Raw genomic sequence first — 14,529 nt, 5'->3', positions numbered from 1 at the left:
ATTTCGCCCACAAAAAAACGCCGGGCAGTGCCCGGCGTTTCTCCAACCCATGTGCCAACCAAGGTTGGCACCTACCAGTCATTTCATTTGCCAACCAACGGTCAGCACCCACCCATCAATGGGTCGATCAGCTGGCCAGCGCCAGGTCGTCCATCATCGCGCGCAGGAAGCGGGCTGCTTCACCGCCGGTCGCCGCGCGGTGGTCGAAGGTGACCGACAGCGGGATGACCTTGTGCGCTTCCACGCCGCCCATCACCGGGGTCATCTGGTGGCGGGCACGGCCGGCACCGACGATGGCCACGCACGGCGGCACGACCACCGGGGTGGCGTAGCGGCCGGCGAACATGCCGAAGTTGGACAGCGAGATGGTGTAGCCACTCAGTTCCGAGGCGGCAATGGAACGCGATTCCACCTGCTCGCGCAGACGGTTCACGCCTTCGCGGATGCCGCGGGCGTCGAGCATGTCGGCGTTGCGCAGGGCCGGCACGAACAGGCCGTCGTCGGTGTCCACGGCAATGCCGATGTCTACCTGCGCGTGCAGGGTGCGGGTCAGTGCTTCACCGTCGAACCAGGCATTCATGGCCGGCACCTTCTGCGCGGCCACCACGATCGAACGCACCAGGCGCGCGGTCACGTCGTTGCCCGGCAGCCAGGCGTGGATGTCGGCGTCGTCGTTCAGCGTGGTCGGCACGACCTTGCTGTGCGCGTCGGCCATCACCCGCGCCATGTTGCGGCGCACGCCCTTCAGCGGTTCCGGCTGGCCCTTGGCGACCACGCCCGGCGGCTGGGTGCGCATGGGCTTGCCGGCAGCCGACAGCGGGGTGCGGGCTTCGCTCTGCACCGGGGCCGACACCTGCGCCGGGGCCGGCGCAGCGTACGCAGCGGCAGCCACCGGTGCCGGGGCGGCGCCCAGCTTGGCGGTGCCGTTGGCAGCGGCCTGCTTCACGTCGGCCATGGTCACCGCGCCATCGGCACCGGTGGCACGCACGCGCGACAGGTCCACGCCCAGCTTGCGCGCGGTGGCACGCACGGCCGGCACGGCCTTGACGCCACCGACGGCCAGCGCCTGTTCGGTATGTACGGCGTTGGAGCTCTGCATGGCGCCGACCACGGTGCCGGCGTCATCGCGCTCGGCCTTGGCTTCTTCGGCCACGGCCGGGGCCGGGGCTGCAGTCGGAATGGGCGGCGGGGTCGGTGCCGCAGCAGCCGGTGCCGGCGCATGGCCGTGGCTGTGGCCGGTGTCTTGGCCATCGGCGCGCTGCGGCAGGTTCGGGTCGATCTCGAAGCTGGCCAGCACCGAACCGGTGGGAATGATGTCGCCGGCCGCGCCGGACAGCTTCAGCACCTTGCCGGACACCGGCGAGGGCACTTCCACCACGGCCTTGGCCGTTTCCATCGACACCAGCGGTTCGTCCAGCTTGATCACATCGCCTTCCTTCACGAACCATTCCACGATGGTTGCGTCCGGCAGGCCTTCGCCCAGGTCGGGCAGGTTGAAGTTCTTGGTCTGGCTCATGTGCAGTTCTCTTCCAGCAGTTCCAGTTCGCGGGCCGGCAGCCAGCCCGTCGCGCCGTTGGCGCGCTCGGACCACCACCACCCACCATGTTCGTGATGCAGCTTCACCATCTCGCCGCTTTCCACATCCAGCTCGCGGGCGTCGTAGTCGCGCAGGGCTTCGGCGCGACCTTCGTCCAGCGGCTGCAGCCAGGCGACGGGCGCCCAACCGGCGCGCCCATCGTTGCTGCGTACCCAGGCAAACGCCGGCCATTCTTCGTCACGTACACCCACTTCGACGATCTGGCCGGTGCGGAACCGGAGCGGATTGGAATATTGGCTGCGGTAAGCCCCCAGCAGGCGGGCCCGCATGTCAGCCCGCCGCCACCGCGCGCTTGGCCGCGGTCACGATCCGGTCCACGCTGGGCAGGTACTTCATTTCCAGACGGAACAGCGGAATGTGGGTGTCGTAGCCGGTAACGCGCTCGACCGGGGCCAGCAGGTCATACAGCGATTCTTCGGCCAGGCGGGCGGCAATCTCGGCACCGAAACCTGCGGTTTTCGGCGCTTCCTGCACGACCACGCAGCGGCCGGTCTTGGCCACCGATTCGGCGATGGTCGCAAAGTCCAGCGGGCGCAGGGTGGCCACGTCGATCACCTCGGCGCTGATGCCTTCGCCGGCCAGCTTGTCGGCCGCTTCCAGCGCTTCCTTCACCTGTGCGCCCCAGGCAACCAGGGTCACGTCGGTGCCGTCGCGCAGCACGAAGCAGACATCCAGCGGCAGCGCTTCGCCGTCGTTGACGACCACTTCCTTGTACTGGCGGTAGATGCGCTTGGGTTCCATGTAGATCACCGGATCGGGATCGCGCATGGCGGCCAGCAGCAGGCCATAGGCACGCTGCGGGCTGGACGGCAGCACCACGCGCAGGCCCGGCACGTTGGTGAAGATCGATTCGTTGGCTTCGCTGTGGTGTTCCGGCGCGCGGATGCCACCGCCCCACGGCACGCGCAGCACCATCGGGCAGTGCAGGCGGCCACGGGTACGGGTACGCAGGCGCGCGGCGTGGCAGATGATGTGGTCCACCATCGGGTAGACGAAGCCGTCGAACTGGGCTTCGGCCACCGGCTTCATGCCCTGTGCGGCCAGGCCGACGGTCAGGCCGGCAATGGTGGTTTCATCCAGCGGGGTGTCGAGGATGCGCTGCGAACCGAAGCGCTGCTGCAGGCCGGCGGTGGCGCGGAACACGCCGCCGTTCACGCCCACGTCCTCGCCCAGCACCAGCACCGACGGGTCGTGTTCCAGCTCCCAGGCCAGGGCCTGGGTGATGGCTTCGATCAGGGTGATGGGGGTAGCGGTCATTGCGATGTCTCCACCGGCGACAGCGGCGCTGTCGGCGGCATTGGCCTGGGAAGCGGAAGCGCCGTGCTTGATCTCATCCATGGCGCTGCTCCAGGGCAATGGCAGCCGCGCGCTGGGCCAGCAGGTCCGCCGGCGGGTCGGCATACAGGTAGTCGAACATGGCCTCGACCGGCTGCACCGGGGTGTTGAGGTACTGGTTCACTTCCTCGTCCACCTTGGCCGCGCACTGCTCGACCCAGGTCTTTTCTTCTGCTTCGCTCCACACGCCCTGGGCGACCAGGTACTTGCGCAGGCGCAGCATCGGCTCGCGGGTCCAGGCGTCCTTCACTTCGGCGTCGTCGCGGTAGCGGCGGGCGTCGTCGGCGGTGGTGTGGTCGGACAGGCGGTAGGTCATCAGTTCCAGCACCGTGCCGCCTTCGCCGGCCAGGCCGCGTTCGCGCGCCTGTTCCATCGCGGCCAGCACCGCAATAAGGTCGTTGCCGTCCACCTGCAGGCAGTGCAGGCCGCCGGCCAGACCCTTCTGCGCCAGCGTTTCGGCACCGGTCTGGGCCGAGCGCGGCACCGAGATGGCCCAACCGTTGTTGACGATGCACAGGATCAGCGGCAGCTTGTAGGCACCGGCCGAATTGAGTGCAGCGTAGAAGTCGGTCTTGGAACTGCCGCCATCGCCGCACACCGCCACCGCGATCTGCGCTTCGTTGTTCAACTTGAACTTCAGCGCAGCGCCGGCGGCATGCAGGCACTGGGTGGAAATCGGCACGCAGAACGGGAAGTCCTTCACCGCGTTGCCGGTGTAGTCGTTGCCGCGCTCGTCGCCGCCCCAGTACATCAGCACGTCGTAGGGGCGCACGCCACGCATGAACATGGCGCCGTACTCGCGGTAGCTGGGGGCGAACACGTCACCCTGCTTCATCGCGGCGCCAATGCCCACGTGCGCGGCCTCGTGGCCCAGGCAGGCGGCATAGGTGCCCAGCTTGCCGGTGCGCTGCAGTGCGATGGATTTGCTGTCGAACGTGCGCACGTACAGCATCTGCTTGAACAGCGGCACCAGGACAGCCGGATCCTTCAGGGATTCGGGCAGGTCGTTGCGGACGAGCTTGCCGTCCGCGTCCAGGTACTGCAGGTATTCGATCTTGAACTCGGCGGCTACCGTCATTGCGTACTGCACCTTCGACAGAGAAGTTACAAATGATATGAATCGCCATGTTAAGGAACGCGTACGAAATAGCCTTCCTGCGGCGCAACACGGCAATTCCCCGTTGTACCCCTGCCGACGGGTGGGGGGCCAATAACAACAACGTATTCAGTCGTTGCTGCAAAGCATCAGAATACGCCTTTGGCTGACTGCTGGTGCAACGGCGCAAACGGTTCCACGCGCAGCCGGTGGCTCGCAGCTGGCTCCACGGGCCACCGCACGCCCCGGTACGGTGGGCGCCGCTGCCAGCGCGGCGGCAACGCGCTACCCTTGCCGACCCTGATCTGGTCCCGCCCATGTCCGTCGACAACAACCAACGCGATCTCGAAGCTGGCATCCACACCGATCTGCAGGGGCGCCTGACCTACGGCGGCTACCTGCGGCTGGACCAGCTGCTGAGCGCGCAGCAGCCGCTGTCCAACCCGCCGCACCACGACGAGATGCTGTTCATCATCCAGCACCAGACCTCGGAGCTGTGGCTGAAGCTGCTGGGCCACGAGCTGCGTGCGGCGATCGGCTTTCTGCAGCGCGACGAGGTCTGGCAGTGCCGCAAGGTGCTGGCCCGCAGCAAGCAGGTGCTGCGCCAGCTGACCGAACAGTGGTCGGTGCTGGAAACCCTGACCCCGTCCGAATACATGGGCTTCCGCGACGTGCTGGGCCCGTCCTCGGGCTTCCAGTCGCTGCAGTACCGCTACATCGAGTTCCTGCTGGGCAACAAGAACGCGCAGATGCTGCAGGTGTTCGAGCATGACCCGGCCGGCCAGGCGCAGCTGCGCACCGTGCTGGAAGCACCCAGCCTGTACGAGGAATTCCTGAAGTACCTGGCCCGCTTCGGCCACGCCGTGCCCGCGCTGTATGACAGCCACGACTGGACCCAGCCGCACGTGGCCGACGATGCCCTGCAGCCGGTGTTCGAACGCATCTACCAGGACACCGACCGCTACTGGCGCGAGTATTCGCTGTGCGAGGACCTGGTGGACCTGGAAACCGCGTTCCAGCTCTGGCGCTTCCGCCACATGCGCACGGTGATGCGGGTGATCGGCTTCAAGCGCGGCACCGGTGGCTCGTCCGGCGTGGGCTTCCTGCGACAGGCGCTGGAGCTGACCTTCTTCCCCGAACTGTTCCAGGTGCGCAGCACCCTGCAGGCCGGGCCCCCGGCAGATCAGGCCTGATCCCCATTCAGCTTGGCCTGCCGCGATCGGCTGGATCGTTTCAGATGCAAGTTCAGCGAGCAGGTCGTGACCTGCCTCAAACGGCGTGTATTTGACGTGAACGCCACAAGTCGGTGATCCTCGCGCGTTGCTCCAGCGCACAGCGGATGTGCCGCCCATCCACCGAACCAGGAAACCCGCATGAGCCTAGACGCCACTGCGAACACCCCAGAACCGGCGCTGCCGGACTTCAAGACCACGCTGGGCCACCCGCGCCCGCTGTGGATGCTGTTCATGACCGAATTCTGGGAACGCTTTGCGTTCTACGGCATCCGCTGGGCCTTGGTGCTGTACATCGTCTCGCAGTTCTACAGCGGCAATGCCGCCGGTGAAGGCGATGCCAGCCGCATCTACGGCGCCTACCTGGCGCTGGTCTACGCCGCGGCCATCTTCGGCGGCTACGTGGCCGACCGGGTGCTGGGCTACCAGCGCTCGATCCTGACCGGCGCGGTCATCATGGCCGCCGGCCTGTTCATGATCTCGCTGCCGCAGGAGCACATCTTCAAGCTCGGCCTGGCCACGATCATCGTCGGCAACGGGCTGTTCAAGCCGAACATCTCCACCATGGTGGGCAAGCTGTACGGCCTGAAGGACGAACGCCGCGACTCCGGCTTCACCATCTTCTACATGGGCATCAACATCGGCGCGATGATCGCCCCGGTGCTGACCGAATGGCTGGCGCGCAAGGTGTTCGGCACCTCGGAAATGCCGTCGTACAAGGTCGTGTTCATCGCCTCGGGCGTGGGCATGCTGATCTCGCTGGTGTGGTTCTACGTCGGTCGTGCCGGCCTGAAGGGCATTGGCGCACCGCCGGTCGGTGCCGAAGGCTTCGGTCGCATCGTGATGGTGCTGGCCGGTGCCGTGGTCGCCATTCCGGTGGCCTACTTCCTGCTGGCCACCGGTGCTACCGCGCTGGCCTGGATCCTGGGCGCCATGTTCACCGCCCTGGCCATCCTGCTGCTGGTGGAAGGCATCCGCGAGGGCAAGGTGCAGCGCGACCGCGTGATCGCCATGCTGATCATCTTCGCCTTCAACGTGATGTTCTGGATGTTCTTCGAACAGGCCGGCAGCTCGTTCACCTTCCTGGCCGAAAACATCGTCAACCGCCAGTTCGGTGACTGGACCTTCCCGACCGCGTGGTTCCAGTCGGTGAACTCGGTGGCCATCATCACCCTGGCCCCGATCATTGCCTGGATCTGGGTGGCCATGGGCCGCGCCAATCCGTCCATCCCGCGCAAGTTCGGCCTGGGCCTGCTGTTCAACGGCGCCGCCTTCGCCCTGCTGATGTTCGCCCTGTCGCAGATGGTCGTGGACGGCAAGATCCCGTTCTGGACCCTGTTCATGGTCTACGTCATCCAGTCGGTGGGTGAGCTGTGCCTGTCGCCCATCGGCCTGTCGATGGTGACCAAGCTGGCCCCGGTGCGCCTGGTCGGCTTCGGCATGGGCGGCTGGTTCCTGTCCACCGGCATCGGCAACAACCTGTCGGGCATCTTCGCCGGTGCGGTCAGCGGTGAAGGTGGCATGACGATCGAATCGGCACTGAAGGGGTATACCTTCGGGTTCTGGGCGTTGATCGGTTCGGGCGTGGTCCTGTTCCTGATCGCGCCGCTGATCAACAAGCTGATGCACGGCGTCAAGTAATCGCGAGGGCAGTGGGCATGCGTACAACGTTCGGCAGGGCCGTGGTGGCCGTGATGTGTGCAGCGCTGATCAGCGCCTGTTCCCAGCAACCGCCGCCGGCACCGGCCGAACCCACCGCCCCTGGATACCCGCCCCACCGAGCCACCGGCCGCTGACCCCAGCGTGCCGGTGGCCTCGGGCAACACCCCGGCGGCGGCCGATATCGCGGCCATTGCCGGCCTCAACGCCAGCTTCGACCCGGCGCGCGACCCGCAGGCCGATCTGGAAACGGCCAAGGTGGAAGCGCAGCGCGGCAACAAGCGCATCATCCTGGACGTGGGCGGCGAGTGGTGTTCGTGGTGCCACCTGATGGACAAGTTCATCGAAGGCGATGCCGAAGTGCGCCGCCTGCGCGATGCCAACTTCGTCTGGATGAAGGTGAACTACAGCGAAGACAACGAGAACACCGCCTTCCTGTCGCAGTACCCGCAGGTGAAGGGCTACCCGCACCTGTTCGTGCTGGACGCCGACGGCACCCTGCTGCAGTCGCAGTTCACTGGCGAACTGGAAATGCCCAAGGGCGAGGGCAAGGGCTACCAGCGCGCCCGCTTCATCGCCTTCCTGGAAAAGTGGGCGCCCCCGCGCTGACCACGCCCCCACTGTAGAGTCGAGCCATGCTCGACTGCACTGCTTGCTCGACTGCCAAGCGGTTACAGAAATCCCCCCCATGGCCGCTAACGACAAGGACCTCAGTCGATTCGACTGCGGCCCCCACCCGCAGGAGCGCCCATGCACAGCGACCACGCCGACCGATCGCCCGACCACGCCAGCACACCGGCCGACGGCGCGGCCCCCGAAGGCGTAGGCCTGCCCGCGCAGGAAACCCTGCTGGACGATGCCGGAACCGGCGAAGACACGCTGGAACTTGCGCCGCCGCGCTACCGCCTGCCGCAGATCGCACTGCCCGACAACGTGGTGCTGAAGGGCGCCGTGCAGAAACTGGTCGAGCAGAAGGCCCGCCTGGACCGGCTGGCCGCCGAAGGCCAGTTGACCGGCCTGCTGCCCGCCGAATGGCAGGGCAGTGGCCTGCGTGCCATCGATCTGTCCAGCTTCATCCAGGGCGTGCTGCCGTTTCTGCAGACCGGCGAACGCGGTGAGACCGCACCGGCCCGCCTGCCGGTGCGCCACGTGCTGGGCGATGACAGCCGCTGGGGCGTGCAGGACGTGGCCGAACCGAAATCGCTGGCCTGGTACCTGGCCAGCGACGAGCGCGCCAGCGCCGGCAGCAAGGATGTGGCCGAAGCCTGGCTGGTCGGCGCGCTGGGCCTGGCCTGGATGCAGGAAGGGCGCAGCCGCCCCGGCTTCCTGCGTGCCATGGACCAGGACAGCCTGGCCGCACGGGTGACCATGCTGGGCTATCCGCCGCCGGGCGAACTGGCGCTGTACAGCGTGACCGCCCATGGCCAGCCGCAGATCTGGTGTGTGCACGGCCGGCGCAAGCTGCGGCCGCTGCTGGCCCCGTGGCTGAGCGTGCCGCTGTTGACCGCCTACGGCGTGACGGCGCCGGCGGCGTGGCCGGCCAGTTTCCCGCCGGTGGACGCAGTGGCTGACGCCATTGCCGCGGCCCGCCCGGGCAAGCTGGTGCCGGAAGTGGACCTGGCCAAGGTGGTGGCGAAGATTGCCGAGGACACCGCCGGCGACGCCTGGCAGCCGGTCAGCCTGCTGCAGCTCAACACCTGGTCGCCGCGCTGGACCTTCTTCCTGGGCACCTTCGTCGGCCTGCCTTCGCTGTTGCTGGTCACCGCTGCGCTGGCCCTGCCGGGCGCGGTGGAAGCGGCCACCGTGGCCGCCTCGCTGGGGTTCGCTGGCGGCGCCATTGCCGCCCTGGCCGTGCCGTGGATCCATGCCCGGCGCAAGCACCTGAGCTGACCCTGCTCGGGGTCGGATCCCTTTCCGCAGGAAAGGGCTCTGACCCCGGAACAACGCCAGGCTAGGTGCGGTTACACCCCTTCGCCCATCCGCTCCAGGCCATCGCCGGCCAGCCGCAGGATCAGCTTTTCCAGCAGCTGCTCCTCTTCCTCGCTCAGCACCGACATCAGCTTGCGGGTGATCTCGATCACCAGCGGCGCAATGGTTTCGTACACCTCGAAGCCGGCCGCCGACAGCGCCAGCACCGAACGGCGGCGGTCATCGCCATGGGTTTCGCGCTTGATGAAGCCGCGCTCCAGCAACCGCGCCACGGCCCGGCTGACGGCCACCTTGTCCATGGCCGTGCGGTCGGACACCTCACTGGCCGACGAGCCCGGGTACAGCGCCAAAATGGTGATCACCCGCCACTCGGGAATGGCCAGGCCATAGCGGTCGCCGTACAGCTTGGCGATGTTGCCGCTGACCCGGTTGGACAGCACGCTCAGCCGGTAAGGCAGGAACTGTTCCAGGTCGAGCAGGACGTGCGAGGCGCGCACGCGGGTAGAGGCGGGGTCGGCTGGGTTCATGCTGCGGTGCACCTTGCTGGTGGTTTCAGTTGTAACTATAAAGGTTGGGTCCGTACCCTGCATTCTCGCCGGGTCCAACCCCGCCCGCACCTGGTTTGTGCCGATGCGGCACCGATTCGGAGCCACGCCATGAATACCGCCGTCCCGACCGCCTCGCACCCGAACCCCGGCATGCAGGTCACCACCTTCGAAAACCCGATGGGCATCGATGGTTTCGAGTTCGTCGAATTCGCCGCCCCGGCCGGCCGTGGCCAGGAACTGCACGACTACTTCCGCAAGATGGGCTTCAGCGCGGTGCTCAAGCACAAGCAGCGCCCGATTACCGTCTATCGCCAGGGCGACGTCAACTTCCTGGTCAACGAAGACCCCGACTCGTTCGCCGCCGACTTTGCTGAAAAGCACGGCCCCTGTGCCTGCGGCTTCGCCATCCGCTTCCAGAAGCCGGGCGCTGAGGTCTACCAGACCGCGCTGGGCAACGGCGCTGAAGCGGTGGCCTTCAAGCCGGACAGCAAGGCCGTCAACGCACCGGTCATCAAGGGCATCGGCGATTGTATGCTGTACCTGGTGGACCGCTACGGCGCCGCCGGCAGCATCTTCGATGGCGACTACGAAGCCGTGCCCGGTGCCGACCTGCACCCGTTCGGCTTCGGCCTGACCTTCATCGACCACCTGACCCACAACCTGTACTTCGGCAACATGCAGCAGTGGTCGGATTACTACGAGCGCCTGTTCAACTTCCGCGAGATCCGCTACTTCGACATCAAGGGCCTGAAGACCGGCCTGGTGTCCAAGGCGATGACCGCACCGGACGGCATCGTGCGCATTCCGCTGAACGAATCGTCCGATCCGAAGAGCCAGATCAACGAATACCTGGACGCCTACAAGGGCGAGGGCATCCAGCACATCGCCTGCTTCACCGACAACATCTATGAAACCGTCGAAGCCATGCGCGCGCAGGGTGTGGATTTCCTGGATACGCCGGAGACCTACTTCGACGTGATCGACCAGCGCGTGCCCAACCACGGTGAAGACGTGGCGCGCCTGGCCAGGAACAAGATCCTGATCGACGCCGACCCGGAAACCCACCAGCGCAAGCTGCTGCAGATCTTCACCCAGAACTGCATCGGCCCGATCTTCTTCGAGATCATCCAGCGCAAGGGCAACGAAGGCTTCGGCGAAGGCAACTTCACCGCGCTGTTCGAAAGCATCGAGCGCGACCAGATCCGCCGCGGCGTGCTGTAAGGTCACCGCACGCACCACCTTCGGTAGCGCCGGGCCATGCCCGGCGGCTTTCCGTTCCGGCATCGCTGTTCTCTGGAGCTCCCCATGTCCACCGCCCTCACCGCCCGCGGCTACCAGTCCGGCTTCGGCAACGAATTCGCCACCGAGGCCGTGCCCGGCGCACTGCCGGTCGGGCAGAATTCGCCGCAGAAGGTGGCCCATGGCCTCTACGCCGAACAGCTGTCGGGTACCGCGTTCACCGCGCCGCGCGGCAGCAACCGCCGCAGCTGGCTGTACCGCATCCGCCCGGCGGTGACCCATGGCGAGTTCACCCCGTTCGCGCAATCGCGGCTGCAATGCGATTACAACGCGCAGCCGGCATCGCCGAACCAGCTGCGCTGGAGCCCGCTGCCGCTGCCGGAACTGCCGACCGATTTCGTCGAAGGCCTGTACACGATGGGCGGCAACGGTTCGCCCGATGCACACGCCGGCGTCGGCATCCACCTGTATGCCGCCAACCGGGACATGGTCGGCCGCTACTTCTACAGCGCCGACGGCGAACTGCTGATCGTGCCGCAGCTGGGCGCGCTGCGCCTGCTGACCGAGCTGGGCGTGATCGAGATCGAGCCGCAGCAGATCGCGGTGATTCCGCGCGGCGTGCGCTTCCGCGTCGAGCTGCCCGACGGCCCCAGCCGCGGCTATGTGTGCGAAAACCATGGCGCATTGCTGAAGCTGCCGGACCTGGGCCCGATCGGTGCCAATGGCCTGGCCAACCCGCGCGACTTCGAAACCCCGCATGCCGCCTTCGAGGACATCGACGGCGACTTCGAGCTGATCGCCAAGTTCGACGGCCGCCTGTGGCGCGCGCCCATCGACCATTCACCGCTGGACGTGGTGGCCTGGCACGGCAACTACGCGCCGTACCGCTACGACCTGCGCCGCTTCAACACCATCGGCTCGATCAGCTACGACCACCCGGACCCGTCCATCTTCCTCGTGCTGCATTCGCCCAGCGACACGCCCGGCACCAGCAACATGGATTTCGCCATCTTCCCGCCGCGCTGGCTGGTGGCGCAGAACACCTTCCGCCCGCCGTGGTTCCACCGCAACATCGCCAGCGAATTCATGGGCCTGGTGCACGGCGCCTATGACGCGAAGGCCGAAGGTTTCGTGCCCGGCGGTGCGTCGCTGCACAACTGCATGAGCGGGCATGGCCCCGATGCGCCGACCTTCGACAAGGCGTCCAACGCCGACCTGTCCAAGGCCGATGTCATCAAGGACACCATGGCCTTCATGTTCGAGACCCGCGCGGTGATTCGTCCCAGCGCACAGGCGCTGGCTGCAGCGCATCGCCAAGGCGACTACCAGCAGTGCTGGAACGGCTTGCGCAACAATTTCCGTTCGGCGTAGGGGCCGGCAGGGCAGGCGGGGTAGAGTCGACCGTTGGTCGACCAACGCGCGCAGCGCGGGATTTGCAGGCAAGAGCAGTCGACCAACGGTCGACTCTACCCGGTCGCTGCTACGCCGTGGCCGCGAAGGCGTCGCAATGCTCCAACGGCAACGCCTCCAACAACCGCTGCCGCACGCGCTGGCAATAGCCCTCGGAGGTCATGCCAGGCAGCACACCCAGCGCCGCACGCAGCACCGCCAGCACCTGGTCTTCCGCGCGCGCCTGCTGCAGGTCGCGGAACAACGCCGCGGCCTGTGCATTGCGCTGCATTTCCAGAATGCCCAGCAGGTAGATGCGCGCGGCCGCCAACGAGCGGCGGCGCTCGACCCCGGCCGGGACCGGCGCAGGATCCCGCGCGACCGGTACCGCTGGAGGCGCAGCGACTGTCGCTTCCGGCCCGGTCTGCAGATAGCCCCCCTGGATCAGCTGGATCACCATCGCCGGTGCCTCCTGGCCGATCAGGCCGGTCAGATCGGCAATGCTGCGCTGGCCATCGCACAGGATCAGCAGCCGGCGCTGGCGCATGTCCAGCGGTGCGCGGTGGGCCTGCAGCGCGGTTCGGGCGAGGTCGGTCTTGCGCGGTTGCATGGAAGGACAGCCAAGTCGGTGCACGCCGAGCCTGAACGCGCGGCATGAAACGGCGATGACAATGCAGCGCCTGCACGCGCGCTGCGCTAGCGTGCCTGCACACCGTGCCCAGGAAACCACCCATGAAACACCTGCCCCTGGCTGGCCTGCTGCTGTTGTCGCTGGCCGCCTGCAACCGCACCCCGGAACCGACCGCACCGGCCGAACCTGCCGCCACTGCCCCGGCCAAGGATGCCTCGGTGCCCGCCGATGCCGACCTGGCCACGGCTTCGCCGGTGGACCCGCGCAGTGACAGCCCGGCGCGGCTGGACGGCTTTGGCGGCGTGATGCTGGGTGCCGGCATTGCCGAGGTGCGCAGCGGCTATGGCAGCCCCCTGCAGGGGCTGGGCACCGATGCCGCCGGCAAGCCGCTGCCGGCCGATGACAGCAATGACGGCTGCTACTTCCTGCGCCCGCAGGATGCTGAGGACCCGCGCCTGATGATCGAAGGCCGCAAGCTGGTGCGCTATGACGTGCGCAGCAGCGCCATCGTCGCCCCCGGCGGTGGCCGGGTGGGCATGACCCTGGGCGAGCTGCAGACCCTGTACCCGGATCGCGGCGACGTGGTGCCGGACAAGTACGACGACAAGGCCCAGCACCTGCGGGTGCGCCCGGCGCAGGAGGGCGGGGCGGTGGTCGACTTCGCGCTGGGCGCCGACGGCAAGGTGGGTGGCTGGCGGGTGGGCAAGACCCCGCAGGTGGATTACGCCGAAGGCTGCGGCTGAACCTTGATCTGCGGCGTCCCGGTAGCGGGGCGCCGCGCGTAGAATCGCGCCACGACCGCTGGGGAGTGCTCGATGATCGTCATAGCCATTGCCTGGTTCCTGCTCGGCCTGCTGTTGCTGGCCCTGGGCGGGGACTCCATCGTCAAGGCCGTAGCCGGCCTGGCCCAGCGCTTCGGCGCCAGTGCCTTCACCGCCGGCCTGTTGCTGCTCGGCGTGGCCACCTCGCTGCCGGAGCTGGCGGTCAACGCGCGCGCGTTGCTGGTCGGCCAGCCCGAACTGGCGCTGGGCAACGCGATGGGCAGCAGCATCGCCAACCTGGGCCTGACCCTGGCCGTGGCCGCCATTGCCGCGCCGTTGCTGCTGCGCGCGCGCCTGCAGACCGTGCTGTGGTGGTCATTGCTGGCCGCGGCGCTGCTGATGATGGTGTTCGGCCTGGATGGCCGCCTGCAGCGCTGGGAGGCCGGTGCACTGGTGGCCGCATTTGTTGTGGTGCAGGCGGTTCTGCTGCGCCGCGGCCGCGTGGAGGGGCCTGAAGTGCAGGCGGTCATCGCCGAATCCGCGCTCAGCCGCACCAGCCTGCCGTTGAACGTGCTGCGGGTGCTGATCGCCGCGCTGACACTGTACTGGGGCGCGCGCCTGGTGGTTGGTGCGGCGGCGGACTTCGGCACCGCCCTGGGCTGGTCCCCGTTGCTGGTGGGCCTGCTGCCGGTGGCAATCGGCACCGCACTGCCGGAGGTGGCCGCAGCCATCGCCGCCGCGCGTCGTGGCCACGGCGACATGGTGCTGGGCCACGTGCTGGGTTCCAGCGTGGTGAACCTGCTGCTGGTGATCGGCGCGATGGGCCTGCTGCAGCCGCTGGCACTGCCGGCCTCGTTCGTGCGCCTGGAACTGCCGGCGCTGCTGGCCTTCGCGCTGGTGCTGTACCCGATGCTGCGCGGCGATCTGAAGATCAGCCGCGTGGAAGGTGCGATCCTGCTGGGCGCGTTCGTGGCGTGGGTGGGTTTGGAAATTGCCTTGACCAGCGCGTGATTGAATGCCGGCACGGACGCACAGCGCCGCAGTTTCGTAGAGTCGGGGGGGGGGGGGGGGGGGTGGGGGGGGGGTGGGGGGGGGCCCCCCCCCAGGGGGGGG

The 14,529-nt window shown here is 67.5% G+C and carries 13 protein-coding genes and 1 pseudogene; 8 read left to right on the top strand and 6 right to left on the bottom strand.

Annotation, left to right across the window (positions count from 1 at the left end):
• Nucleotides 1–127: 127 nt before the first annotated feature.
• From IAE58_RS11610 to pdhA, 4 genes are read right to left on the bottom strand one after another with little or no spacing between them, the layout of a single operon-like run.
• The gene (locus IAE58_RS11610) at nucleotides 128–1,516 is read right to left on the bottom strand and encodes a dihydrolipoamide acetyltransferase family protein (protein ID WP_164274612.1); all 1,389 of its coding nucleotides are present in this window, start codon (nucleotides 1,514–1,516) and stop codon (nucleotides 128–130) included.
• Entirely contained in the window at nucleotides 1,513–1,866 is a 354-nt protein-coding gene (locus tag IAE58_RS11605) for an SH3 domain-containing protein (RefSeq protein WP_108751116.1), read from the bottom strand. The genes IAE58_RS11610 and IAE58_RS11605 overlap by 4 nt, the downstream gene beginning before the upstream one ends.
• 1 nt (nucleotide 1,867) lies before the next feature.
• Nucleotides 1,868–2,935: an alpha-ketoacid dehydrogenase subunit beta gene (locus tag IAE58_RS11600; RefSeq protein WP_108751115.1), complete on the bottom strand. Its 1,068-nt coding sequence runs from the start codon at nucleotides 2,933–2,935 to the stop codon at nucleotides 1,868–1,870.
• On the bottom strand, nucleotides 2,928–4,010 hold the full coding sequence (gene pdhA / locus IAE58_RS11595) for a pyruvate dehydrogenase (acetyl-transferring) E1 component subunit alpha (RefSeq protein ID WP_108763100.1): 1,083 nt from the start codon (nucleotides 4,008–4,010) through the stop codon (nucleotides 2,928–2,930). Before pdhA ends, IAE58_RS11600 begins: the two co-directional genes overlap by 8 nt.
• A 335-nt stretch (nucleotides 4,011–4,345) precedes the next feature.
• On the opposite strand from pdhA, the gene IAE58_RS11590 reads away from it, so the two are divergent.
• The 4 genes and pseudogenes from IAE58_RS11590 (at nucleotide 4,346) to IAE58_RS11575 (ending at nucleotide 8,809) form a co-directional block, all read left to right on the top strand.
• Complete coding sequence (locus IAE58_RS11590; protein ID WP_108754411.1) at nucleotides 4,346–5,221, top strand: tryptophan 2,3-dioxygenase family protein; 876 nt, start codon at nucleotides 4,346–4,348, stop codon at nucleotides 5,219–5,221.
• Between the two features lie 180 nt (nucleotides 5,222–5,401).
• Nucleotides 5,402–6,901 carry an oligopeptide:H+ symporter gene (locus tag IAE58_RS11585; protein WP_199933012.1) on the top strand — a complete coding sequence of 500 codons (1,500 nt, stop codon included), beginning with the start codon at nucleotides 5,402–5,404 and terminating at the stop codon, nucleotides 6,899–6,901.
• A gap of 17 nt (nucleotides 6,902–6,918) precedes the next feature.
• Nucleotides 6,919–7,528 (top strand): annotated as a pseudogene (locus IAE58_RS11580) (thioredoxin family protein).
• A 141-nt stretch (nucleotides 7,529–7,669) separates the two neighbouring features.
• Nucleotides 7,670–8,809 (top strand): hypothetical protein, encoded by a 1,140-nt coding sequence (locus IAE58_RS11575; protein WP_199933010.1) that lies wholly within the window; start codon nucleotides 7,670–7,672, stop codon nucleotides 8,807–8,809.
• 71 nt (nucleotides 8,810–8,880) lie between these two features.
• On the opposite strand, the gene IAE58_RS11570 is transcribed toward IAE58_RS11575, so the two are convergent.
• Nucleotides 8,881–9,375: a MarR family transcriptional regulator gene (locus IAE58_RS11570; RefSeq protein WP_108754407.1), complete on the bottom strand. Its 495-nt coding sequence runs from the start codon at nucleotides 9,373–9,375 to the stop codon at nucleotides 8,881–8,883.
• Between the two features lie 129 nt (nucleotides 9,376–9,504).
• Here IAE58_RS11570 and hppD point away from each other — a divergent pair, with 129 nt between their 5' ends.
• Both hppD and hmgA read left to right on the top strand, forming a co-directional pair.
• Complete coding sequence (hppD, locus tag IAE58_RS11565; protein WP_199933009.1) at nucleotides 9,505–10,617, top strand: 4-hydroxyphenylpyruvate dioxygenase; 1,113 nt, start codon at nucleotides 9,505–9,507, stop codon at nucleotides 10,615–10,617.
• Nucleotides 10,618–10,701: 84 nt separating this feature from the next.
• Entirely contained in the window at nucleotides 10,702–12,006 is a 1,305-nt protein-coding gene (hmgA, locus tag IAE58_RS11560; protein ID WP_199933008.1) for a homogentisate 1,2-dioxygenase, read from the top strand.
• A gap of 109 nt (nucleotides 12,007–12,115) precedes the next feature.
• On the opposite strand, the gene IAE58_RS11555 is transcribed toward hmgA, so the two are convergent.
• Complete coding sequence (locus IAE58_RS11555; protein ID WP_199933007.1) at nucleotides 12,116–12,634, bottom strand: hypothetical protein; 519 nt, start codon at nucleotides 12,632–12,634, stop codon at nucleotides 12,116–12,118.
• Nucleotides 12,635–12,756: 122 nt separating this feature from the next.
• Between IAE58_RS11555 and IAE58_RS11550 the strand changes: the two genes are divergently transcribed.
• Nucleotides 12,757–13,398, top strand: coding sequence for a hypothetical protein (locus IAE58_RS11550; RefSeq protein WP_199933006.1), 642 nt, complete (start codon nucleotides 12,757–12,759; stop codon nucleotides 13,396–13,398).
• 72 nt (nucleotides 13,399–13,470) lie between these two features.
• Nucleotides 13,471–14,427 carry a sodium:calcium antiporter gene (locus IAE58_RS11545; RefSeq protein ID WP_199933005.1) on the top strand — a complete coding sequence of 319 codons (957 nt, stop codon included), beginning with the start codon at nucleotides 13,471–13,473 and terminating at the stop codon, nucleotides 14,425–14,427.
• Nucleotides 14,428–14,529 lie beyond the last annotated feature (102 nt).

The sequence above is a fragment of the Stenotrophomonas sp. S49 genome (genome assembly GCF_016624905.1).
Lineage (GTDB): Bacteria > Pseudomonadota > Gammaproteobacteria > Xanthomonadales > Xanthomonadaceae > Stenotrophomonas.
The sequence above is the reverse complement of the archived record's forward strand: the minus strand, read 5'-3'. Positions and strand labels throughout refer to the sequence as shown.